The sequence below is a fragment of the Mycolicibacterium fluoranthenivorans genome (assembly GCF_011758805.1).
GTDB classification, from domain to species: Bacteria; Actinomycetota; Actinomycetes; order Mycobacteriales; family Mycobacteriaceae; genus Mycobacterium; species Mycobacterium fluoranthenivorans.
This window is the reverse complement of sequence record NZ_JAANOW010000002.1, coordinates 50,051-72,937: the sequence shown is the minus strand read 5'-3', so window position 1 is coordinate 72,937 and position 22,887 is coordinate 50,051. Positions and strand designations below refer to the sequence as shown.

14 protein-coding genes and 10 pseudogenes are annotated in these 22,887 nt (G+C 65.9%); 17 read left to right on the top strand and 7 right to left on the bottom strand.

Going from position 1 to position 22,887, the window contains the following annotated elements:
* Positions 1 to 39: 39 nt before the first annotated feature.
* A pseudogene (locus FHU31_RS18400) lies at positions 40 to 1,444 on the top strand (IS1380 family transposase).
* Positions 1,445 to 1,530: 86 nt separating this feature from the next.
* Here the strand turns inward: FHU31_RS18400 and FHU31_RS32070 are convergent.
* From FHU31_RS32070 to FHU31_RS18385, 3 genes and pseudogenes are all read right to left on the bottom strand, one after another.
* Positions 1,531 to 2,016, bottom strand: a complete 486-nt coding sequence (locus tag FHU31_RS32070; protein ID WP_308206778.1) for an SDR family oxidoreductase — start codon at positions 2,014 to 2,016, stop codon at positions 1,531 to 1,533.
* A gap of 300 nt (positions 2,017 to 2,316) precedes the next feature.
* Positions 2,317 to 3,117, bottom strand: coding sequence for an SDR family NAD(P)-dependent oxidoreductase (locus tag FHU31_RS18390; protein ID WP_167161274.1), 801 nt, complete (start codon positions 3,115 to 3,117; stop codon positions 2,317 to 2,319).
* A gap of 8 nt (positions 3,118 to 3,125) precedes the next feature.
* Positions 3,126 to 4,344, bottom strand: a pseudogene (locus FHU31_RS18385) (flavin-containing monooxygenase); the annotation flags it as partial.
* On the opposite strand from FHU31_RS18385, the pseudogene FHU31_RS18380 reads away from it, so the two are divergent.
* The 6 genes and pseudogenes from FHU31_RS18380 to FHU31_RS18355 all read left to right on the top strand — a co-directional run.
* Positions 4,345 to 5,205: pseudogene (locus tag FHU31_RS18380) on the top strand (2Fe-2S iron-sulfur cluster-binding protein); the annotation flags it as partial.
* 102 nt (positions 5,206 to 5,307) lie between these two features.
* Positions 5,308 to 6,490 (top strand): annotated as a pseudogene (locus tag FHU31_RS18375) (acyl-CoA dehydrogenase family protein).
* Between the two features lie 13 nt (positions 6,491 to 6,503).
* Positions 6,504 to 7,409 (top strand): annotated as a pseudogene (bphC, locus tag FHU31_RS18370) (biphenyl-2,3-diol 1,2-dioxygenase); the annotation flags it as partial.
* A pseudogene (locus FHU31_RS18365) lies at positions 7,376 to 8,868 on the top strand (FAD-dependent oxidoreductase). The pseudogenes bphC and FHU31_RS18365, both read left to right, overlap by 34 nt.
* 175 nt (positions 8,869 to 9,043) lie before the next feature.
* Positions 9,044 to 9,913 carry an IclR family transcriptional regulator gene (locus FHU31_RS18360; RefSeq protein ID WP_167161270.1) on the top strand — a complete coding sequence of 290 codons (870 nt, stop codon included), beginning with the start codon at positions 9,044 to 9,046 and terminating at the stop codon, positions 9,911 to 9,913.
* Positions 9,883 to 10,832 (top strand): annotated as a pseudogene (locus FHU31_RS18355) (alpha/beta hydrolase). Before FHU31_RS18360 ends, FHU31_RS18355 begins: the two are co-directional and overlap by 31 nt.
* On the opposite strand, the pseudogene FHU31_RS18350 reads toward FHU31_RS18355, so the two are convergent.
* Positions 10,793 to 11,356, bottom strand: a pseudogene (locus FHU31_RS18350) (NADH:flavin oxidoreductase); the annotation flags it as partial. The pseudogenes FHU31_RS18355 and FHU31_RS18350 overlap by 40 nt on opposite strands.
* Before the next feature lie 25 nt (positions 11,357 to 11,381).
* On the opposite strand from FHU31_RS18350, the gene FHU31_RS18345 reads away from it, so the two are divergent.
* The 3 genes and pseudogenes from FHU31_RS18345 to FHU31_RS18335 all read left to right on the top strand — a co-directional run.
* The gene (locus FHU31_RS18345; RefSeq protein WP_167161268.1) at positions 11,382 to 12,458 is read left to right on the top strand and encodes a hypothetical protein; all 1,077 of its coding nucleotides are present in this window, start codon (positions 11,382 to 11,384) and stop codon (positions 12,456 to 12,458) included.
* A 19-nt stretch (positions 12,459 to 12,477) separates the two neighbouring features.
* Positions 12,478 to 12,957 (top strand): annotated as a pseudogene (locus FHU31_RS18340) (SDR family NAD(P)-dependent oxidoreductase); the annotation flags it as partial.
* Positions 12,933 to 14,036, top strand: a pseudogene (locus FHU31_RS18335) (FAD-binding protein); the annotation flags it as partial. The pseudogenes FHU31_RS18340 and FHU31_RS18335, both read left to right, overlap by 25 nt.
* A 33-nt stretch (positions 14,037 to 14,069) precedes the next feature.
* On the opposite strand, the gene FHU31_RS18330 reads toward FHU31_RS18335, so the two are convergent.
* The gene (locus FHU31_RS18330; RefSeq protein WP_167161266.1) at positions 14,070 to 14,735 is read right to left on the bottom strand and encodes a helix-turn-helix transcriptional regulator; all 666 of its coding nucleotides are present in this window, start codon (positions 14,733 to 14,735) and stop codon (positions 14,070 to 14,072) included.
* 123 nt (positions 14,736 to 14,858) lie between these two features.
* On the opposite strand from FHU31_RS18330, the gene FHU31_RS18325 reads away from it, so the two are divergent.
* The 3 genes from FHU31_RS18325 (at position 14,859) to FHU31_RS18315 (ending at position 16,856) form a co-directional block, all read left to right on the top strand.
* Complete coding sequence (locus FHU31_RS18325) at positions 14,859 to 15,398, top strand: flavin reductase family protein (RefSeq protein ID WP_208411102.1); 540 nt, start codon at positions 14,859 to 14,861, stop codon at positions 15,396 to 15,398.
* 7 nt (positions 15,399 to 15,405) lie between these two features.
* Positions 15,406 to 16,008: a PaaI family thioesterase gene (locus FHU31_RS18320; RefSeq protein ID WP_167161180.1), complete on the top strand. Its 603-nt coding sequence runs from the start codon at positions 15,406 to 15,408 to the stop codon at positions 16,006 to 16,008.
* Between the two features lie 182 nt (positions 16,009 to 16,190).
* Positions 16,191 to 16,856: a TetR/AcrR family transcriptional regulator gene (locus FHU31_RS18315; protein WP_167161265.1), complete on the top strand. Its 666-nt coding sequence runs from the start codon at positions 16,191 to 16,193 to the stop codon at positions 16,854 to 16,856.
* Positions 16,857 to 16,975: 119 nt separating this feature from the next.
* On the opposite strand, the gene FHU31_RS18310 is transcribed toward FHU31_RS18315, so the two are convergent.
* Positions 16,976 to 17,701 carry an SDR family NAD(P)-dependent oxidoreductase gene (locus tag FHU31_RS18310; RefSeq protein ID WP_167161263.1) on the bottom strand — a complete coding sequence of 242 codons (726 nt, stop codon included), beginning with the start codon at positions 17,699 to 17,701 and terminating at the stop codon, positions 16,976 to 16,978.
* A 42-nt stretch (positions 17,702 to 17,743) separates the two neighbouring features.
* Positions 17,744 to 18,529: a FadR/GntR family transcriptional regulator gene (locus tag FHU31_RS18305; RefSeq protein WP_409371267.1), complete on the bottom strand. Its 786-nt coding sequence runs from the start codon at positions 18,527 to 18,529 to the stop codon at positions 17,744 to 17,746.
* Between the two features lie 30 nt (positions 18,530 to 18,559).
* On the opposite strand from FHU31_RS18305, the gene FHU31_RS18300 reads away from it, so the two are divergent.
* From FHU31_RS18300 to FHU31_RS18285, 4 genes are read left to right on the top strand one after another with little or no spacing between them, the layout of a single operon-like run.
* On the top strand, positions 18,560 to 19,717 hold the full coding sequence (locus FHU31_RS18300) for an acyl-CoA dehydrogenase family protein (RefSeq protein WP_167161259.1): 1,158 nt from the start codon (positions 18,560 to 18,562) through the stop codon (positions 19,715 to 19,717).
* Positions 19,714 to 20,610 (top strand): acyl-CoA dehydrogenase family protein, encoded by an 897-nt coding sequence (locus FHU31_RS18295; RefSeq protein ID WP_167161257.1) that lies wholly within the window; start codon positions 19,714 to 19,716, stop codon positions 20,608 to 20,610. The genes FHU31_RS18300 and FHU31_RS18295 overlap by 4 nt, the downstream gene beginning before the upstream one ends.
* Positions 20,607 to 21,770: an acyl-CoA dehydrogenase family protein gene (locus FHU31_RS18290; protein ID WP_167161255.1), complete on the top strand. Its 1,164-nt coding sequence runs from the start codon at positions 20,607 to 20,609 to the stop codon at positions 21,768 to 21,770. Before FHU31_RS18295 ends, FHU31_RS18290 begins: the two co-directional genes overlap by 4 nt.
* The gene (locus FHU31_RS18285; protein WP_167161253.1) at positions 21,770 to 22,828 is read left to right on the top strand and encodes an acyl-CoA dehydrogenase family protein; all 1,059 of its coding nucleotides are present in this window, start codon (positions 21,770 to 21,772) and stop codon (positions 22,826 to 22,828) included. The genes FHU31_RS18290 and FHU31_RS18285 overlap by 1 nt, the downstream gene beginning before the upstream one ends.
* Positions 22,829 to 22,887: the final 59 nt, after the last annotated feature.

Here is a 22,887-nt window from a genome sequence, read left to right as displayed (position 1 = left end):
TCTAGGCATCAGTCGGTCCAGTTCAGAAAGGCACTTCCGGTGCAAGTTTCGCATAAGTTCGTCGCGGAGTCCGCGGTGTTCGACGAGGACAATCTCGTGTCGTGCGCCGGGCTGGTCCCGCTGATGTCGTTGGCCCAGCAGACCGGGCTCTCGCGCCTACTGGCAGACAAGATCCACATCGCGACGCCCCGGATCAAGTCCGGGTCGGCGAACCCGGCACCGAAACTGGCCACGCTGATCGCAGGCATGTGCGGCGGTGCGGACTGCATCGACGACATCGACGTGATCCGCTTAGGCGGCATGAAGACGCTCTTCGGTGGCGTGTATGCACCCTCGACGGTGGGAACGTTGTTGCGGGAGTTCACGTTCGGTCACGCCCGCCAACTCTAATCGGTGCTCCGCGAGCATCTGGTCGCCTTGTGCGGGCGCGTCGACCTGCTCCCCGGCGCCGATGAGCAGGTGTTCATCGACATCGATTCGCTGCTGCGTCCGGTCTACGGGCACGCCAAACAAGGCGCCTCTTACGGGCACACCAAGATCGCCGGCAAGCAGATCCTGCGCAAGGGACTCTCGCCGCTGGCCACCACCATCAGCACACCAGGCGCCGCACCGGTGATCGCCGGGATGAGGCTGCGCGCCGGCAAGACCAACTCAGGCAAGGGCGCCGGGCGGATGGTCGCCCAGGCGATCGGCACCGCCCGCGCCGCCGCATCCAACGGACAGATTCTGGTCCGCGGAGATTCGGCCTACGGCAACCGCAAGGTGGTGCGGGCGTGTCGACGGGCAGGCGCCCAGTTCTCCCTGGTTATGATCCGCAACGCCGCGGTCGACCGCGCGATCACCGCCATCGCCGACGATGCGCGGACGCCGGTGTCCTATCCCGGGGCGGTCTGTGACCCCGATACCGGGGGCTGGATCTCCGATGCCGAGGTGGCCGAAATCGGCTACACCGCTTTCGCTTCCACTCCCGATCGAATCACTGCCCGACTGATCGTGCGCCGCGTCAAGGACGCCCGCTTCCCCGACGCACTGTTCCCGATCTGGCGGTATCACCCGTTCTTCACCAACACCGACCTACCCGTCGAGGCGGCCGACATCACCCACCGCCAGCACGCGATCATTGAAACCGTGTTCGCCGACCTCATCGACGGACCGTTGGCCCACATTCCGTCGGGCCGCTTCGGGGCCAACTCGGCCGGGATACTCTGCGCGGCGGATCGCTCACAATCTGCTGCGCGCGGCCGGCGTGCTCGCCGGAGACCGGCACACCCGAGCCCGAGGATCGACATTGCGCCGCCAGATCATCAACGTTCCAGCCCGACTCGCCCGCCCGCAACACCGACCGGTCCTGCACCTGCCCACCCACTGGCCCTGGTCCAAATCTTGGCTTGCACTGTGGCACAACACCATCGGATACAGCCCGCCGCTGACCACACCAGTTTGACCCCCCGCCGAAAGGCCCGACCGGAACACATAGGAAAAGCTGGACAGACCAGCAACTACCTCACGCCTCCACCCCGGCCACGCCGATCAACGAAACTCGACACCAGCCACCCAGGTCAGTCGGTCGATCGAGGCTAAGTCTATTGGTGAGCCGTAATGCCCTACCGGCACCGGGAAGGCCCGGACCGCCTTGGCTTCCCGAGGGTCATCCAGTTGTTGGCGCAGCAGCGGAGTGTCCAATGCGCCGGGAGCAATCGCGTTGAGGCGGATTCCCGCTCCTGCCCAGTGCGCCTGCACCGCGGTGCGCCGCACCCAACGCATCAACGCCATCTTGGAGGTGCCGTACGCGATCGACGGGGCAACCGGGCCGAACCAGCGCATCGTGCGGGTGGCACGTTCCAGGTCGTTGCGCAACAGCGCGCGTACCGCACGCTGAGGAATCATGGGCACGGTGGTCGTGGAGTTGCTGCCCACCACGACAACTTTGGCGTTGCCGGCCGTTTCAAGGGCAGGACGCCAGGCGTTCAGGAGGTCCGTGACGCCGAAATAGTTGACAGACAGAATCGTGGGCACATGGGCGAACCCGGGCCGCGGTCCGAGCCCAGCGGCGAGCACCGCGCCGTCGAGGTGCCCTTCAACGCGGTCCAGTACCGCCTGGGCTGCGTGCCGGCGACCCTCGGGGACGGACAGATCGGCGACGATGTCGGCCTCACGAATATCGATGCCGATGACCTGATGTCCCTCGGCGCGCTACCGGGCGGCCACCGCGCTCCCCATGCCGGAAGCCGCTCCGCTCACCGCATAGACCCCCATGAGTGCACTCCTTTCTTATTCGCTTGTCACCTGCGTGGACGACGCGCGACTCCACGACCGTCAGGGTGCAGCAGGTGAATTCATCAGGCTCTGGATTGCGTCGTGCGCAGCCGAGACCACCCTGGCGCGGTCGGGACCACTATTGTGTTCCGCCCGCTCGGCGTTGCCGCCGGCGACGAAGACCGGACCGTCGGCGAGGTGCGCCAGTGCTTCCCTGGCCACGTCGGCGGGCTCGCTGACCAGCATCCCCGGCGCATCGAAATTCAGACCGACACGTTGCATCGCAGGGGTGCGCGTCAACCCGAGCACCACCTCGATCACCTCCACACCGAAATCCCGCAGTTCGACCCACAGGCTTTCGGCGAAGATTCTGCTGAACGCCTTGGCACCGGCGTATGCGGCGTGATGTGCCGCACCGAAATAGCCAGACACCGAACCAATGATCATGATGCCCCCTCGTCGGCGGGCCACCATGGGAATGGCGAAGTGCTGGACCAGTTCCATCATGCGGGTGACGTTCAGGTCGACGACCTTACGATGCTCGGCGAGATCGCCGTCGAGGAAGGTCTGGCTGCACGTATTTGCCCCGGCGTTGTAGATCAGCAACCCTACCTCCAGGTCGGCGGTTGCCGCGGCGATCCGAGCCCCGGCGGTGGGCCCCAGCAAGTCCATGGGCAGAGTGCGGACCTCGGCACCAAGGCTTCGGCAACGGCGTGCGGTTTCCTCGAGTGGATCGTTCTTGCGGGCAATCAGCACCACATTGATCCCGCTTTCCGCGAGCTGCTGGGCGAATTCTGCTCCTACGCCCTCAGACCCGCCTGCGATCACCGCCCAGGGGCCGTAAGCAGCCAGATCGGACATCGCTCCTCCTATGGGGTGGTACTCGGCGCCTTGATCAGATCGAATCCCTTGTACCCGGCCCCGGCCACCTCGTTGCAGATGTCGAGGTAGACCCCGAATCCGCCCAGAAAAGAGCATGAACATTCGGGGCTTGCCCGGCACGTTGGCGCCCAGGTACCAGGAGTTGGCCTTTGCGAAGAGGGTGGCCTCGGCGCGTTGGGCACACTCGGCGATCCAGTTGTCCACGGCATCCGCGGTCGGTTCCAGAGCGGCGTACCCGTGGTTGTCGAGGTAGCCGATGGCGTCGGCGATCCAGTTCACGTGCGCCTCGGCGTGCAGCACCATATTGGCCAGCACCGCGGGCGCTCCGGGACCCGACACCAGGAACAGGTTGGGGAATCCGTCGGTGCCCAGTCCGAGGTAGGTGCGCGGTCCGTCAGCCCAGTCGTCGGCCAGTTTCTCCCCGCCGCGCCCCACGATATCGATTTTGGCCAGTGTGCCCGTCATCGCGTCGAAGCCCGTCGCCAGGACCAGGGCGTCGATGTCATAGTGCGCATCGACGGTGTTGATGCCCGTGTCGTCGATCGACTCGATCGGCGTGTTTCGCACACTCACCAGGGTGACATTGTCCCGGTTGAATGTCTGAAAATAGTTGGTGTCGGTGCAGATCCGCTTCGCGCCGATCGGATGGTCAGTGGGTATCAGCATTTCGGCGAGCTGTGGATCCCCGATGACAGCTCGGATCTTGTCTTCGTAGAACTTGCGAGCTTCGTCATTGGCTTCCAGGGTGATCATCTGGTCGCTGAACGTCTTGGAGAACAGCACACCACCGATTTCCCAACGCGTTTCGAAAGCTTCGCGACGCTCCTCCGGATTGGCTTGCAGGGTCAGCTTCGGGTGGGCGATGTGTGGTGACCCCCCACCGCTGTGCCAGGACATCCGGCGGCGCTCGGAGTAATTGGCCTTGATGTCCGCGACCTCCTCCGCAGTCAGCGGGCGGTTACCGGCGGGCACGCTGTAGTTCGGACTGCGCTGGAACACGTAGAGATGTTCGGCTTGCTCGGCGATGATCGGAATCGACTGGATCCCCGAGGATCCGGTACCGATCACGGCCACGCGCCTACCAGTGAAGTCGACGTTCTCGTGTGGCCAGTGCGCGGTGTGATAAGTCTGTCCGCCGAATGTGTCCAGCCCTGGAATATCGGGGGTCATCGCGGCCGACAAGGGGCCGGTGGCCATGACGACAAAAGCTCACCACATGCCGATTCGGCACTCAAGGTGACGGTCAAGCGGACCGTCGGCGGTTACGGATCGAATTGGTTGTGCGACAACATCACTGTCGGCGACACCATCGAGGTGTTACCGCCGTCAGGGGTGTTCACTCCCGCAGACCTCGACGCCGATTTTCTCTTGTGGGCAGCCGGAAGCGGAATCACACCGATCATGTCGATCGTGAAATCGGTGTTGTCGGCAGGCACCGGACGGGTCGTGCTGTGCTACGCCAATCGCGACGAGAGGTCGGTGATCTTCGCCGAGGAGTTGCGCGATCTGGCGGCTGGGTACGCCGGCCGACTGACGGTGTTGCACTGGTTGGAGTCGATCCGGGGCCTACCGACGCCCGCCCAGATGAGCGGATTCACCCGCACCGTGTTCCCAGGGTCGGCAGGTTTCGATTCGTTCATCTGCGGCCCCGCACCGTTCATGGCCGTCATCAAGGACGCTCTGACCGAGGCGGGGGTGCCGCCGGCGCGGGTGCATCTGGAGGTATTCCGGTCACTGTCGGGTGATCCGTTCGACGATGACAATCTTTCAGTGACAACAGATTTCGACGACGGCGATGCTGCCGCCGTGCGCGTCGACCTGGATGGGACCAGCCACCAGCTGCGCTGGCCACGGCGCGCGACGCTGGTCGACGTTCTCGTCGCCGCCGGCGTCGACGTGCCGTACTCCTGTAAGGAAGGTCAGTGCGGATCATGTGCCGCGAGGCTGGTACACGGTGAAGTGGACATGGCCAGCTGCGAGATTCTCGAGCCCGAGGATCTCACAGACGGCCTTATCCTGGGATGTCAGGCCCGCCCGGTCTCCGATGACCTCCATATCGAGTTCTGACGCGTTGGGGCACTCAGATTTTCCACTGACCAGGAATCGCCGCCACCGCGGCGGACACCGTCCTCCACCATCGGTGACAGTCTTCGACGATAGGACCAGATGATGACTGAGCGGGTAATAGACCGAGTGCGCGAGATCGCCGAACAACTGCGCAACCAGGGCGCCGAAGCCGAGAAGATCGGCAAACTCACCGACCAAACAGTCAAGCTCATGAAGTCGGCGGGCAACATCCGCCTGCTGCAGCCCAAGGCGCACGGCGGCCTGGAGGTCCACCCGCGCGAGTTCGCCGAGACCGTGATGGCCACCGCGGCACTGGACCCGGCCGCCGGCTGGATCAACGGCGTGGTGGGCGTGCACCCTTACCAGCTGGCCTATGCAGATCCACGAGTCGCCACGGAGATCTGGGCCGACGACATCGACACGTGGGTCGCTTCGCCATACGCACCGCAGGGTGTGGCCCGACCCGTCGAGGGCGGCTATATCTTCAACGGCCGCTGGCAGTTCAGTTCGGGCACCGACCACTGCGACTGGATCTTCCTGGGAGGGATGATCGGCGACGCCGACGGCAAACCCGCTGATGCCGCCGCAGATGCTGCACATGATCCTGCCGCGCAGCGACTACGAGATCGTGGACGATTCGTGGAACGTCGTCGGGTTGCGCGGCACGGGATCCAAGGACGTGATCGTCAAGGACGCGTTCGTGCCGTCCTACCGGACGATGGACGCGATGAAGGTCATGGACGGCACCGCACAGCGGGAGGCCGGGATGACCGAGACGCTTTACCTGATGCCGTGGTCGACGATGTTCCCGCTCGGCATCAGCTCTGCGACCATCGGCATCGCCGAAGGTGCGCTGGCGGCCGCGCTGGATTACCAACGCGAACGGGTGAATTCGAGCGGTGACGCCATTAAGGACGACCCCTATGTCATGTATGCGATCGGCGAGGCCGCCGCGGACATCAACGCCGCCCGCCAGGAGCTGCTGGCCAACGCGGATCGCATCTTCGACATGGTCGACTCCGGCAAAGAGGTGTCATTCGAGGACCGTGCCGCAGGCAGACGCACCCAGGTGCGCGCGGTCTGGCGCGAGGTGTCGGCGGTGGACGAGATCTTCGCGCGTTGTGGCGGTAACGCGGCCCGGATGGACAAGCCCTTGCAACGGTATTGGCGGGATGTGCACGTCGGCCAGGCGCATGCCATTCATGTGCCGACCACGGTGTATCACGCCTCGGCGCTGAGCTCGTTGGGTGTGGATCCGCAGGGCCCGCTGCGGGCAATGATCTGAGAGGACAGCACACATGGGACTGATCAAGAGCCTCGGCTATGTCACCGTCGCGACGGCCGATATCGAGCGTTGGCGACACTTCGCCTTCGACGTGCTCGGATTCGCACAGGGCACGGGGCCGGACGAGTCCGCGCTGTATCTGCGGATGGACGAACGCGCCGCCCGCATCATCGTCGTACCCGCGGACGTCGACAAGATCATGACCGTCGGCTGGGAGGTGCGCGACCACACAGACCTGGAGCGGGTCAAAGCCGCACTCGATGCCGCGGGTGTGCCGTTCAAACAGCTCTCGCTCGACGAAGCCGACACGCGGCGCGTGGAGGAAGTCATCGCTTTCGAAGACCCCGCCGGCACCTCGCTGGAGGTGTTCCATGGTGCCGTACTGGACCACTCCCCCGTCATCACACCGCACGGCGCCAGGTTCGTCACCAATGAGCAGGGCCTGGGCCACATCGTATTGCCTGCGCTGGATGTCAACGGTTTGTTCGAGTTCTACACCGATGTACTGGGTTTCGTGTCGCGCGGAGCCTTCCGGGTTCCGGTGCCGCCGCAGTTCGGCCCGGTGCGGGTGCGGTTCATGGGTGTCAACCAGCGTCACCACAGCCTGGCGATCTGCCCAGCACAGACGCTGCGTGATCCTGGGCTGATCCATCTGATGGTCGAAGTCGATTCGCTCGATGCCGTCGGGCAGGCCCTTGATCGGGTCAATGCCGAGGGTTTCCAGCTCTCTTCGACATTGGGCCGACATACCAACGACAAGATGGTGTCGTTCTATGTGCGTACCCCCGGAGATTGGGATATCGAATTCGGGACAGCGGGCATGCGGGTCGGCGAAACGTATTACACCGCTGAGGAGATCACGGCCGACAGCTATTGGGGCCACCAGTGGGTGTCCGACCTGCCGGCGGCGATGCGGCCACGACCAACGGCGACGTCCACCCGGTCCCCGCCTCGGCCATCTCCCGCTGGGATCACGAGGCAGATGTCGTCATCGCGGGCTACGGCGTGTCCGGTGCGGCGGCGGCGGTGGAGGCCGCCCGCAGTGGCGCCGACGTCCTGGTTCTCGAACGCAGCGGATCGTGGGGCGGAGCCGCGGCGATGGCCGGCGGCTTCATCTACCTCGGCGGTGGTACACCGATCCAGAAGGCCTGCGGCTTCGAAGACTCACCCGACAACATGGCCACCTTCCTGAACGCGGCCATGGGCCCGGGCGCCGATGCACCACGCATCGAGGATTACTGCGCCGGCAGCATCGCGCACTTCGAATGGCTGGTGGGTTGCGGCGTCCCCTTCAAGGCCGAGTTCTTCGGTGAACCCGGCTGGGAGCCGATGGGCGATGAGGGATTGATGTACAGCGGTGGGGAGAACGCGTACCCGTTCAACACCATCGCCAACCCGGCACCGCGGGGCCACGTACCGCAGATGCAGAACAAGAAGCAGGGCGAGTCCAGTGCCGGCCTGATGCTGATGAAGGGTCTGGTCGACAGCGCCACTGCGGCAGGGGCGCGGGCGCTCTACGACATCCGAGTACAGCGCCTGATCATCGAGTCGGACGGCCGGGTGGCCGGTATCCGCTCCCGCCGCTACGGCGAGACGATCGACATCCGCGCGCGCCGCGGTGTCGTGCTGGCCGCGGGCAGCTTCGCTTACAACGACGCGATGGTGGCGCAGTACGCCCCCCGCATCGCCGGCCGGCCGCCTCGATCGAACAGCATGACGGGCAGGCCATTCGGATGGCCCAGGCCCTCGGCGCCGACCTCGCCCACATGGACGCCACCGAGGTGGCACTGTTCATCGACCCACAACAACTGGTGCGCGGCATCCTGGTCAACGAACGGGGTCAACGCTACGTCGCCGAGGACACCTACCCAGACCGGGCCGGTCAGCTCACGCTCTATCACCAGAACAACACCGCGTATCTGATCATCGACGAGACCGCTCAGCAGGAGGCGATGGCGTCCTTGTCGCCGCAGTTGATGATGCGACCGCCGACGTGGGTGTGCGAAACCGTCGCCGAGCTCGAAGACGAGATCGGACTACCGACCGGATTCCTGCAGTCCACCATCGCCGACTACAACCACGGCGCCGCCCAGCGGCATGATCCGCTGCTGCACAAGAAGAAGCGCTGGTTGCGACCCATCGGCTCGCCGGTGGGGGCCATCGACCTGCGTGAGTCCACCGGCGGATTCACCCTCGGCGGCCTGCACACCACCCTGGACGCCGAGGTACTCCACGTCAGCGGCGTACCGATTCCGGGGCTCTTCGCCGCCGGGCGGTGCACCGCCGGGCTGGCCGCATGGGGCTACGCCAGCGGCGTGTCCCTGGGCGACGGCAGCTTCTACGGTCGACGCGCCGGACGCGCCGCCACCTCCGCATAATCTGCTCGCCGCGACCCGCCCGGAACCATCCGGGCGGGTCTCAGTGCTGCCTGCGACCTGCGCCTATCTCCAATCATATGACAGCGCACACACCGGTGTGCTACAAACAGTCATATTTCTAATAGTCATATGCCGCGTGGCATGTGCGGTCCAATATGGTGAGGCCCTCATTACAATGACAGTCGAGAAGGCGGGCGAGACGCCCAGCGCGGTCATCGACCGGATATCGCTGGTCCTGGATGCCTTCGAAGGACCGGGACGGCTGACCTTGGCCCAGATCGTGCGCCGCACCGGTCTGCCGCGCTCATCGGCCCACCGCATGCTCGAACGCCTTGTGGCGCTGCGGTGGTTGCGCCGGGAGGGCCGCGACTACGAACTGGGTATGCGATTGGTCGAGTTGGGATCGTTGGCGCTGCACCAGGATCGCATTCACCGTGCAGCCATTCCACTACTTCGCGATCTGCACCGCGCCACCGGACTCGTGGTACATCTAGCCGTCCTGGACGGGTCCGACGTGGTGTACCTGGAGAAGACCGGCGACCAGATGGTCGCGGCGATTCCGACGCGAGTCGGCGGGCGTCAGCCGGCGCATTGCACCGCCGTCGGTAAAGCGATTCTCGCCGACAACAATGCCACCGTTGTCGATCTCTCGGCCCGTAAAACCCGGTTCTCGCTCACAACCGCCGCGCAACTCACCGCGGAACTGGCCAAGGTCCGCGCTCACGGCGTGGCCTTCGAACGCGAGGAGTCGTTACCCGGGTTCGGTTGTGTGGCAGCACCGATCGGTCCGGCAGGCCGGGCCGTAGCCGCTGTGTCGGTGTGCGGACCGATAAGCAGAATGAGTTTCGACCAGCGCCTGGCCGCGCCCGTGCGGATGACGGCGATGGGCGTCTGGCGCAACGCCGAAGACGGTAGCGGGCGGGTGGCCCCCACCCTGCAATCGTTGCGACCGCTGCGCAGTGGTCCCGGATCACGTCCCATGGGCGCACCGGAATCGGCAACGCTGCAGCCGGCGTGCCCCTCGACCCGCAGATCGCCGGGCTGATCGAGAGTCTGGATTCCGGCTTCCCGTCCGTGCATACGATGACGGGCGCTCAAGTCCGCGCAGCCATCCGCGCCAGATTTGTTCCCAATCCGGACCCCGAGCCGGTCGCGGTCGTCGAGGACCACCGCATCCCCGTCGACGGCGGCGACATCGACGTCCGCGTATACCGTCCGGCCGGGTCGACGCCGTTGCCGGTGCTCGTCTTCGCCCACGGCGGCGGATTCGTGTTCTGCGATCTCGACAGCCACGACGGGTTATGCCGCAATCTGGCCAATCTCATTCCCGCAGTGGTCGTTTCAGTGGCCTACCGGCTGGCGCCGGAGCATCGTTGGCCCACCGCGGCCGAGGACCTCTATGCGGCCACCTGCTGGGTGGTCGAACACGCCGACGACTTCGGCGTCGACCCTCTCGGTTGGCGGTCGGCGGCGACAGCGCCGGCGGCAATCTGGCAGCCGTCACCGCCATGATGACGCGTGACCGCAACGGTCCCGCGTTGGCGGCGCAGCTGTTGTTGTACCCGGTGATCACCGCGGATTTCGACAGTGAGTCCTACCAGTTGTTCGGTCGCGGTTTCTACAATCCACGTCCGGCATTGCAGTGGTACTGGGACCAGTACGTGCCGGCGATCGAGGATCGGCAGCATCCCTACGCCTCACCGCTACACGGCGCGCACGATGGGTTTCCGCCGACGGTCATCGTCCTCGCGGGGCACGATCCGCTGCGAGACGAGGGTGTTGCCTACGCCGACGCGCTGCAGGCCGCTGGCGTGCCGACCACCCGATGCACGTTCGAGGGCGGCATCCACGGATTCATGACGATGCCGACGCTCGACATCGCCCATCGCGCTCGCCGGCAGGCCGGCCGGGCGCTAGGTGACCTGTTCGTCGGTAGTGCTACGGGCATACCGGCATGCCCGTAGCGCTGCACGGGGTCGAGCACGCAGTGGGTGCGGCCGAACACCGTGACCATGCATTTGTTGTTGTGGGTGCAGCGGCTTCGGGAACCGGGTTCGGCGATCATGGTCTTCACCCGGTCCGGTTCACGCAGCAGCGCCCGTCCCATGGCGACGAAATCGAATCCTTCGGCCAGACCGGTTTCCACATGCTCGCGATCGGTGATGCCGCCCAACAGAATCAGTTTGGTGTTCTTCATCAAGGGGACGAATTGCCGTGCGGCCGCGAGCATGTAGAGGTCCCGGTAGGGGTAGACACCCATCGCCTGTCTGCCGAAAAGCCGGACGGCGGGACGAAGGGCCGGCGGCATGACCGTCGAGAACTCCTTGACGGGCACATCGCCCCGGAACAGGTACATCGGTTTGTACACCGATGACCCCTGGGTCAGCTCGAGGGCGTCGAGGGTGGCATCGTCGTCGAGAAGCTGCGCGGTCCGCAGCGCTTCGTCGATCCAGATACCGCCGGGCATGCCGTCGTCCATGTCGAGCTTGATCTAATCACTGAAGGAGACCACCATGCTGACTGACGACCGGCGCCGCGAACTGTCCGATGTCCTACGGCCGGTTGCACCGCCGCGCGAGATCACCGATATCTACACCGCCGACCAGCGCGAACGACTGCTCGACGTGGTGCGCACCCAGGGACCGTGGAAGCTCATCATCGCCCAGCACTTCGCTTCCGCCGATGAACTGATGGCCACCATGAGCGGTGCCTTCCCCGAGGGCTTCACGCCGTCGTTGGACCTGTGCCTCACTCCCACCTTCCGCGGGTACCTCGCCAATTACGGTGCGGTGCTCTACCCGGAACTGCATGACTGCTTCTACAACGCGCAGTTCCTGGAACATGCGAAGAGCTACTGGAACGCCGAGTACGCCAAGCCCGAACTGATGCTGTTCAACATCAATGGCCCGTGCGCCAACCGTGACCCCGGCCACCTGGACTCCCCCAGCTTTCGCGGCGTGCGCCACGAGAACGCACCCACCTGGTTGTGCAGCGTCATGGGCAAGTCGGGCTTGTTCACCGACTACCTGATCAAGATGGCCCAGGTCATCACCTGGTTCTTGCTGGACGAGACCTCAGGGTTCACCTACTGGCCCGAGGGCCCCCTGAAGGCGGCTGCACGTGTCTTGCCGCCGATCAACAATCGCGTCGTCGTCGTGCAGAACGAGATGATGATGCACCGCGGAGAAGCCAATGGCCCACTGGATCAACAGGTTCCGGCAGGACTGGCGTTCGACACGGTGTTCGCCGGGGATCCGACCGACCGTGACTCGTGGCTGCTCAAGAACGGGGAGGACGTCATCGCGCGCCATCACACCGACGAGCTGCGCTTCCTGGTGCACTGGTCCGCGGAGGTCTTCGCCGACTACGACGAGTTGAAGAAGAACATGGACGGTTCGGACGACCTCAGTATCGATCGTGCCATCGACATGATGGTCGATGATCTCAAGGCCAAGGGCATCAAGCTGGACATCCCGAGCCAGCCGCTGCACGACCCGCAGTTCATCGCCGCACTCAATGCCGGCTACGACCTCGGTGGCCCCACCAACTACCCAGCTGAGGCGCCCCTCAGCGCGTTCCAATTCGCTTGAGCAAAAGGACAACCCAGTGATCGATAGATTCACCGACCGCCGCGTCATCATCACCGGAGCGGGATCCGGTATCGGCGCCGCCACCGTGGCCCGCCTGCTGGACGAAGGTGCCACGGTGGCGGCCTTCGACATCTCCGCAGCGGGGCTGAAGGCCACCGCAGCGGCCGCCGACGAGGCGGGCACCGCCAAGCGACTCACCACCGGCGTATTGGACATCTCGCGCGAAGACGATGTCATCGCGAAAGTCGATGCGGCCGTGGCCGATCTCGGCGGACTGGATGTGCTGGTCAATGTGGCTGGGATGCAGACGTGTTCACACACCCACGAGACCACACTGGAGGATTGGAACCGCACGCTCGCCGTCAATCTGACCGGCACCTTCCTGATGACGCGGCAGGCGCTGCCGGCACTGCTGCAGTCCGGACGCGGCGTGGTCATCAACTTCACCTCCACGTCCGCCACCTATGCCCACCCCTACATGGCCGCCTACGCGGCCAGCTCATCCTGGGCCGCCGCTACGCCGCCGGTGGTCAGGCCTTGGCCGCCGGGCTGTTCGCCGGTGCCATCCGCGCCGGCATACCGATCTGGCTCAATTCTGCTCTGTCTGAGTTGGTCTCCGACGGCACCCGGGTCACCGGTGCCATCGTCGACCACGACGGCAAGAAGATCTCGATCACGGCCCGACGCGGCGTGGTCCTGGCTGCCGGTGGCTTCGATCACCAGATGGACATGCGATGGAAGTTCCAGTCCGAGTCTCTCGGCTCCAATCTGAGCCTGGGCGCCGAATCCAACACCGGTGATGCCATTCGGATCGGCCAGGATATCGGGGCCGATATCGCGTTGATGGACCAATCCTGGTGGTTTCCCGCGGTGGCGCCCTTGCCGGGCAGTGCGCCCGCGGTGATGCTGGCCGAACGGTCCCTGCCCGGATCCTTCATCGTCGACGAGCACGGAAAGCGATTCGTCAACGAATCAACCGATTACATGAGCTTCGGCCAACGCCTCCTGGAACTGGAGGCTGCGGGCACACCGGTGGAGACGATGTGGATCGTCTTCGATCAGCAATACCGCAACAGTTATGTCTTTGCCGCCGAGCGCTTTCCCCGTATGCCGATACCGCGGCGTTGGTACGACGCCGGCATCGCGGTCCGAGCGCAAGATGTGCACGAACTGGCGACCAAGATGGGCGTACCGGTCGACGAGTTCGGCGCGACCGTCACCAGATTCAACGAGAACTCCTTCGCCGGTGAGGACCCTGACTTCGGCCGCGGCCGCAGTGCCTATGACCGCTATTACGGCGACCCCACGATCACTCCGAATCCGAATCTGCGCCCGCTGGTCAAGGGTCCGTTCTACGCGGTCAAGTTGGTGCTCAGCGATCTCGGGACCTGCGGCGGCCTCCGCGCTGATGAGCGCGCCCGCGTGCAGCGCGAAGACGACACCGTCATCGACGGCCTGTACGCGATCGGCAACACCGCTGCAAATGCCTTTGGCAAGATCTACCCGGGGGCCGGCGCGACCATCGCGCAGGGATTGGTCTACGGCTACGTTGCCGCACTCGATGCCGCCAGAAGTTGAGCGGCACAGGGATTCAGCGTGGGGCCATGACGCTCACTCGATGTCTTCGGCTTCGACCTTCTTCTCGATTTCGTACCAGTACTTGGGATCCGGCCAGGGAATCTTGGCGTCCTGGCCGATTTTCGGGAAGTTCGCCTCGGTCTCGTCGAGATCCTTGATCAACTTCAGCGTCAGTTCCCGCTCTGACGTGTAGCAGCGGTCCGCCCAATGTAGGGCGATCTTCGCGTATGCCCAGGACGGATCGGCACCCGCCCAGCGGGCATCCTTGGCGGCATCGCGCTGCATCTGATCGACGTAGGCAATGTGCTCTTGGAGCATTTCTTTGAGCGCTGCCGGGTCACTGAGATGACCCAGCGTCACTCGGAGAATCGCCGGGTGCTTGAGCGACGGCGGCTCGACCGGAGTGTCCCTCGCCCAACGCGTGACGGCCTCGAGACCCTCAGGTGTGATCAAGTACAGCCGGCGAGTCCGGGGCCCGGTGTCCTCTACCCGTGAGGTCAGCAGGCCCAACTTCTCCAGCTTCTTCAACTCCGTATAGATCTGGCTGAACGCCGGGCTTACGTAGTAGTAACGCATACTCCAGTGAATCCATTTGCGGATGTCGTAGCCCGACACTTCCGCCTCATAGGACAACAACCCGAGCAGCGCCCAGCCGGTGGCGGACATGGCGGATTTGCCTCCCGACTCGGGCTTTTCCATCCGCCCAGGTTAACAACACGGCTCACCTGGCCCGCACCGATGAACCGCTGGCCGGGAAACAGCATTGCGCAGGGCCACCAAAATCTCGAACCTGGGTCACAGGACGACAGGAGGAGCACACCGATGGGACGTAACGATGCCGCGGCGACGAAGGCAAGCAGCTCCCGACCCAGACCCCAAGACATGCGCGCGGTACTCGGCCACTTCTGTACCGGAATCGCCGTCATCACGGGTCACGACGGGCAACGGCCACTCGGCTTCACCTGTCAATCACTGACCTCCGTATCGCTGGACCCGCCCTATGTGTCGTTCTGTCCCGCGCTGTCCTCAACCAGCTGGCCGTTGATTCGCGCCACCGGGCGCCTGTGCATCAACATCCTCGCTGACGATCAGGAGGCGATCTGCGCCCAATTCGCCCTTGCGGGCGAAGACAAGTTCGCCGCGGTCGAATGGCACCCCGCCTCCAACGGATCCCCGCAGATCGCGGGTGCCTTGGCCACCATCGAGGCCGACCTCGAATTCGAACATGGCGCCGGAGACCACACCATCGTCGTCGCCCACGTCACGACGTTGCAGGCGCATCCCGGCCGGCCGTTGCTCTTCTACCGGGGGGACTACGGCGGGCTATCCGGCCTGCGAGCAGATCCTGCTGCGGTGGGATAGGCGATCAGTGTCCGTCGATGACAATCCCGATGCCGCCGAGGCCGTTTACGCCTCGCTGACCAACTCCGTTCGTCGACTCGTCGACGCCACCATCCGCAGCCAAGTCGACCTTGCCACCATCGCATCGGTGCAGCAGAAGATCGATGCCGCCGCTGACGAACTCTGTGCCGCACTGATGCCAGGATCCTTCGGACTGCCCGAGACTTCCGACGGTCGAACTCTGACGTGGGGCAACGCCGTGATCGGCGTGCGCAACGCCTTTGCCCCGCCGTTGTCTGTTCATCACCGATCAGATGGGAGTGTGTGGACCGACGTCACCCTCGGAGCCGCCTACGAAGGACCTGCCGGACACGTCCACGGCGGTGTCTGTGCCTTGATACTCGATCACGTCCTGGGTGCTGCGGCGCACAAGCCCGGCCACCCGGCGGTGACGGGCACGCTTTCCGTGCGCTACGAGGCAGGCACTCCCCTTGGGCCTGTACACGCCGAGGCACACATCGATCGGGTCGACGGGGTCAAGACAATCGTCGTCGGAGCTCTCGCGACATCGCAAGGCATCTCCGTGCGCGCAGAAGGCATCTTCTTCCATCCGCCGGCAGCCGCGCGATGAGCCAGAAAGATGACTTGGTGTGCGGCACATCGACGCTCATGCCGTCGACTCGACATGGAGGGTATACCGATGCGCTCGGCACCAGATTCGCCGCCCGGTGAATGAGACGGCGCACAGGCGGTGGGACCAACCGAACCTAGCGTTCGCACTGCGAGGTCACCTATGCCTACCAGGAGCTGGCCATGCCCCATCGCCTCCCCGCGCGCCTCACATCTACAGCGCGCACCAGTGAACTGGCACGAGGACGAGAGACGCGCCGCAAGCGGATCATCGCCGCCGCGGCGCGATTGGCGTCCCGCGGCTACGATCACTGTCAGATCCGATCCGTCGCTGCTGCAGCCGAATTGGCGCCCAGCACCGTCTACCTCTATTTCCCGTCCAAGGACGACCTCCTCCTGGCTTGCTTGCACGATTGGCTGCAGGACTTCGACGAAGGCGCCTGCTCCGAGTCACATACCTCCGTCGACGGCTATCAACGGCTTCTTCACGTGTTCGAGCTGCTCACGGTCAAGTTCTCCGAGTCACCGCACCTGGCCGAGGCGATGATTCGTTCCTACTTGTACGCACAGGGCCCCGCCACCGAGCAGGCGGATCTTGTGCGCACTCGGATCGTCGGAATCTTCGGCAATGCGATGGGCGAGGGCTTTTCGGTCCAGCTGCGCCAGGGCGTCGCCGACATGTTCACAGATGTCTGGACGACCAACATTTCCGTCATCGCTCAGCAGCGAACGACGACGCCTGAACTGATGCAGCGGTTGGCACACGCCATCGCGGCGATCAGACAGCGCGACAGCCGGCGTCAGCCGGCGCCGGACTGCGCCGGTGCGGCGAACGAGGAAGTGGCGTAACAGCTCCCGCATTGCCTGTCAGGCAGCTACGACTTGTTCAGTGATCACGGTGGCAGCGGCACCTCGCGCCGTCATCACAGTCATCCGATGCGCGCGCACTCGGCGAATCCGGACCGGCCTCAGGCGTGACGGCTGGTCACTCCCCCGTCCACGACCAGGTACGTGCCGGTGATGAACGACGCCTTGGGTGACATCAGGAACGCCACCGCGGCGCCGACCTCATCGGGTTGACCCAACCGGCCCAGCGGCGCGGCCTGCTCGAAACCGGCTCTGATCTCGTCGATATCCAGAGCGATCTGCAACATCGGCGTCCGAATGAAGCCGGGACACACCGCATTCACCCGGATCCCCAGCGGTCCGAACTGCGCCGCCATCGACCGGGTGAGTCCCAGAAGTCCGGCCTTGGATGCGCAGTAAGCCGGAATGAACGGGTTGGCACTGAGTCCTTCGATACTCGAAATACCTACCACCGCAGGCGATTCACCGGCCTGGGCCGCCGCCTCGAGTCCCGGCAGCATGGCCTGCACCAGCAGCGCCTGCGCGCGCAGATTCACATCCAGCACCGCGTCCCAGGATTGCGCGGTGTAGGCGCCGACCGGCTCGGCGATGACCCGGCCCGCCGCATGCACCAGTCCGTTGATGTCACCGGCGTTCACCAGTGCTTCGGTGACGGCAGCCATATCGGTGACATCGACGGCCTCGCCGCGGGCACCGAGCGCGCCGGCCACCTCCACCACCTCAGGAGCCACATCCCACAACACCACCTGGCGCCCGTCGGCGATCAGCGCCTCCGCGCTGGCCCGCCCGATTCCCGACGCCGCGCCCGTCACCACCACTACACCCATGCGATCACCTCGCGCGCTTCGCTCATGCGCGCCAACGCTAAGTCAGCAGCACCGTCCCGCGTGCGACTTTGCGCCACGAACCGCGTGCACCACGTCGTCGGTGAAGCGTTCCAGTAACAGTTCCTGCGTCGCGGCGAGGTGCCGCCGCGCGATGCGCTCGGCTTCCTCGGGCCGCCCGGCCGCGATCTCATCGACAAGCCGACGGTGTGTGCGCACCGCGCTGCGGGCTTCGGCTGCCGACGGGTACTCGCCGCGGCGCACCAACGCGTCGGCCCACTTCTCCTCCTGCGCCGACCACAGCGCCACCAGACTGCCCACCACGTGGCGGATGGTGGCATTCGGCGTGAATTCGACCATCAGGTCATGGAATTCGCGGGCGCACCGGGTGAACGCGGCCCCGTCGCCCACCACGTCCGCGCTGGCGTCGACATTGCGGGTCAGCACCGGCACCACCACCTTGAGGCGGTCGGAGCGCCGGGCCACCTCGGCGGCGCACAGCGGTTCCAGCACTTGCAGCCCCGCGGCCAAGTCCCCGATCGGCACCGACGCACCCTGTAGCGCCAGGCCGAGGTGATATGCCGCCGAGGATTCGTCGGGCCGGTGCACCTGCGCCCCGCCGACGCTGCCGCGGCGCACCGTGACCAGGCCCTCGGTCTCCAGGATCCGCAGTGCCTCCCGCACCGAGGGATAGCTGACGCCGAACTCGGCGACCAACTGGTCCTGAGTGGGCAGCCGGTCGGCACCGGCCAGGATCCGGTTGCGCAGATCGGCGGCCACCGTCTCGGCGATACGGCGCTGCGGGGTGGGCACGACACAAATACTAGCAATCCTTATAAGGATTGTCGTAGCATCGCCGCTGTGGACTTCGACATGGGGCCCGACGCCGCTGCCCTGCGCACCGAGCTGCGAGCGCTGGTGAAATCGCATGTGCCCGACGACTACCTGGGCGCGTTCACCGACGACCCGGCTGACCTGGAGGTCGCCCAGAACTTCTGCCACGAGCTCGCCGACCGTGGGCTGCTGTGCATGTCCTGGCCCACCGAATTCGGGGGGCGCGCCTCGTCGCCGTGGGAGCAGACCGTGGTGCGCGAGGAGATGTGGGCGCACCACGAACCGCGCGGAGCGCAGTACATGGGCGTGAACTGGGTGGGGCCGATCATCATGCGCTTCGGCACCGAGGAGCAGCAGCGCACCCATCTGCCGCCGATCGCGGCCGGCGAGGTGATCTGGTGCCAGGGCTTCTCCGAGCCCGAGGCCGGGTCGGATCTGGCATCGCTGCGCACCACGGCGGTGCGTGACGGGGACGGCTGGCGGATCAACGGTCAGAAGATCTGGACCTCCTACGCAACCATGGCGCACTGGTGTTTCCTGCTCGCCCGAACCTCGAAGCTCGGCGAGGGCGCAGCCCGAAAAAAGCAACACGGCCTGAGCATCTTCCTGGTACCGATGTCCGCCCCCGGCATCACCGTGCGACCCATCCGGACCATGATGGGTCCGCACCATCTCAATGAGGTCTTCTTCGACGACCTTCGGGTGACCGACGCCGACCTTCTCGGCACCGTGGACGACGGCTGGACCATCGTGCAGAACGTGCTGGCCTTCGAACGGGTCGGCATCGCCCGCTACGCGCGGTGTGAACGGCTGCTGCAGTTGGCACCCGGCGCGCTGGGCGATCGCTGGGCCGACCTGCCCGCCGAACTTCGCGGCCGGTGGGCGCGGATGCTCACCTACTGTCGCCGGGCCCGGCTGATGGCATATCGGATCGTCGCCTTGCAGAGCACCGGCCAGGTGCGCCCCACCGATTCCGCGGCCTATCGGATCGCGGTGACCAAACTGGACCAGGACAGTGCCGAGGTGTTGATGGAGATCACTGCGGCCCTGCCCGACCAAGAATCCCGGCACTTCCGGGCCGAGGTCGAGGACCACTGGCGGTACTCGCAGGCCTCCACGGTGTCCTCGGGAAGTATCGAGATGCAGCGAATCCTGTTGGCCCGCACACTGTTGGCGGCCTCGTGAACATCGACCTGAGCCCCGAGGCCAACGAGTACGGCGCCGAAGCGCGCAAGGCGTTCGAAGCCGCCGGGGGCGACGAGCTGTTGCAACGCGCCGAGGCCGATCCCGACACCCGCGACACGGTGGTGGCCCCGGTGCTCGACGGGCTGGGCGCGTGGGAGCTGGAGCCCCGCACCGATCCCGACTCCGCAGAGGCCTCGGCGGCGCTGTGCCGCAGCGCCGGCTATTGGGGCCTGCCCTACCCGGTGGCCGAACGACTGGCCCGCCCTGCCGACGCCGACGGACTGCTCGTCGTCACCGAGCACGCCCCGGCAGGCACCCTCGCCGGGATCGCCGGGACGTGGGCGACCGTCACCGCTACCGGCCGGCGGGGCCGGGTGACGGGCACCTCCGAGGACCGGGCCGGCTTTGTCACCTCCCTTCAGGTCAGCGCGCTCGACGGCGACGGCACGGCCGATCTCGCGCTCGCCGTCACGCTGCCGTGCTGGACGCTGCTCGGAATGCTGGACCGGGCACTGGAACTCACCATCGCCCATGTGCAACTGAGACAGCAATTCGGCCAACCGCTGTCCGCGTTCCAGGGCGTCCAGTTCCAGCTCACCGACGCCGAGGTGGAACGCGGCGGCCTGGAGATGCTGGCCCGGTACGCACTGTGGAGCGGGGAGCTCGCCGATGCGCTGGCACTGCGGCTGGCCGCGCTGGAGGCTGCCGACGTGGTGTTCCGGGTTGCCCATCAACTCCACGGCGCCGTCGGTTTCTGCGACGAGACGACGCTGTCCTGGCTGTCGCGCCACAGCCAGCCGCTGCGCCGGCTGCCCTGGGGCCTGTCGGCGACGCGCGAGCTGCTCGCCGACGCGGTGGAGGCGCACGGATTGACGGGGCTCTACAGCGCATGAGCCTGCAGGACTTCCGGCGCCAGGTCCGGCAATGGTGCGAGGAACATGTGCCCACCGACTGGCGCGCCGCCCAGACCGGGGTGAGCGATGCGGAGTACGTACGTTTCCAGAAGGCGTGGTTCGCCGAATTGCACAGGGCCGGTTACGCCGTCCCGCATTGGCCGCGCGAATGGGGCGGCGGGATGTCGGTCGCCGAGCAGGTGGCGCTCTACTCCGAGCTGGCCGCCCACGACGCACCCCGACTGGTGCTGGCGTTCGTCGGCATCCATCACGCCGCCTCGACCCTGCTGACCGCGGGCACCGACGAGCAGCGCCGCCGCCACCTGCCGGCCATCCTGGACGGCGAGATCTGGGTACAGGGCTTCTCCGAACCCGAGGCCGGGTCCGACCTGGCCGCCTTGCGGACGACGGCCCGCCGGGACGGCGAGGAGTACGTCGTCAACGGCCAGAAGCTGTGGGCCAGCGGCGGATTGCACGCCGACTGGTGCCTGCTGTTGGCTCGCACCGATCCGGACGCACCCAAACGCCACGGCATTTCGTACTTCCTCATGGACATGACCAGCCCCGGCATCGATGTGCGGCCGATCAGGCAGGCCACCGGTGAATCCCATTTCTGCGAGATCTTTCTCAACGATGTCCACATCCCGGCCGCCAACTTGATCGGGCCGGAGAACCAGGGCTGGCAGGTGGCGCAGCAGACGCTGGGCGCCGAACGCGGGATGACCATGCTGGAATTGGCCGAGCGGCTGGGCAACGCCGGGTTCGGCTGGCTGGTGGCAGAGTGTGCCCGCGCCGACGTGCTCAATGATTCCCTGGTCGCAGACCGATTGGCGCAGTTCGAGATCGAGATCACCGGACTGCGTGGGATGTGCCGGCAGTTCGTCGAGACACCCGACCCGGCACCGGCGGACGCCTCGATGGTGAAGCTGTTCTACAGCGAACTGCTGCAACGGATGACGGATTTCGGCGCCGAGATCGCCGGGTTGGCCGGTCATACCGTACTGGCCAAGCCGATCTCCAGCGGATGGGAGTCCGGGGCCTGGGTGCTCGATTTCATCGGCTCCTGGGAATGGACCATCCCCGGCGGGGCCAGCGAGATCCAGCGCACCATCATCGCCGAACGCGGCCTCGGACTGCCGCGCGAACCGGCGGCGTCCTGATGACCCGCGAGTACGCCGAGTTGCACGGTGAACTGCGCAGCGTGGCAAGGGAACTGCTGGCCAAGGGTGACCCCGATGCCGATGCCGTCGCGCAGGCCGGCTGGACCGGGCTGGAGGTCCCCGACGCTCTCGGCGGTGCCGGGGTGTCCTTCGCCGAAACCGCGATCATCGCCGAGGAACTGGGCCGGGCCGCGTCCGGCACCGGCTACCTCGGAACCACGCTGGGTATCGGGGCGCTGCTGGAGCTGGTCGCGGACGAGGTCAGGGACGACTGGCTGACCGCCGCCGCGACGGGCCGGCCCTGCCCGGTGGCTGCGCTGACGACCGGGGGCGCAGGCGGTACCGCGTTCACCCTCAAGGGTGCCCAGCTGGACGGGCACGCCGAGTTCGTTGCCGACGCCGCGTCCGCCCCACTGCTGCTGGTACTCGCGGTGGACGGCGCCGGCACACCCGTGGTGGCCGCCGTCGCCCCGGATTCAGACGGGGTGACGGTGACCGCACAACCGGTGCTCGACGAGACCCGGCGGCTGGCCGCCGTGCGCGCTGACGGCGCGCCCGTACACCACGTGTGGCAGTTCGCAGGTGATCCGGCGGCGGCCGCGCGGCGGCTGGCCGACCGCGCCGCGGTCATGATCGCCTGCGACAGCCTCGGGCTGGCCGAGGCCATGCTGGCCGCGACGGTCGGTTACGTGACCGTGCGGCATCAGTTCGGCCGACCCATCGGATCGTTTCAGGCGGTCAAGCACGCGTGTGCCGATATGGCGGTGCACATTCGGGTGACCCGCCGGCTGGTGGACGCCGCCGTCGACCGGCTGTGTGACGTGGACGCCGCGTCGGGGGCTGCGTCTATGGCTGCGTCGATGGCTGCGTCTATGGCGAAGGCCTACGCATGCGACACCGCTGTGCAGGTTGCCGGCAAAGCGATGCAGTTGCACGGCGGCATCGGCTACACCTGGGAAAGCGGGATCCACGTCTACCTGAAACGGGCCTCCTTGAACCGATCGCTGTTTGGTTCGCCCGCCACACACCGCAAAGCACTCGCCGTTCGCTACCGATAAGCGCCGACGGCACACTACGCAGCGTGAGATGTGCGATTGTGGTCGCGATGCATCGACGT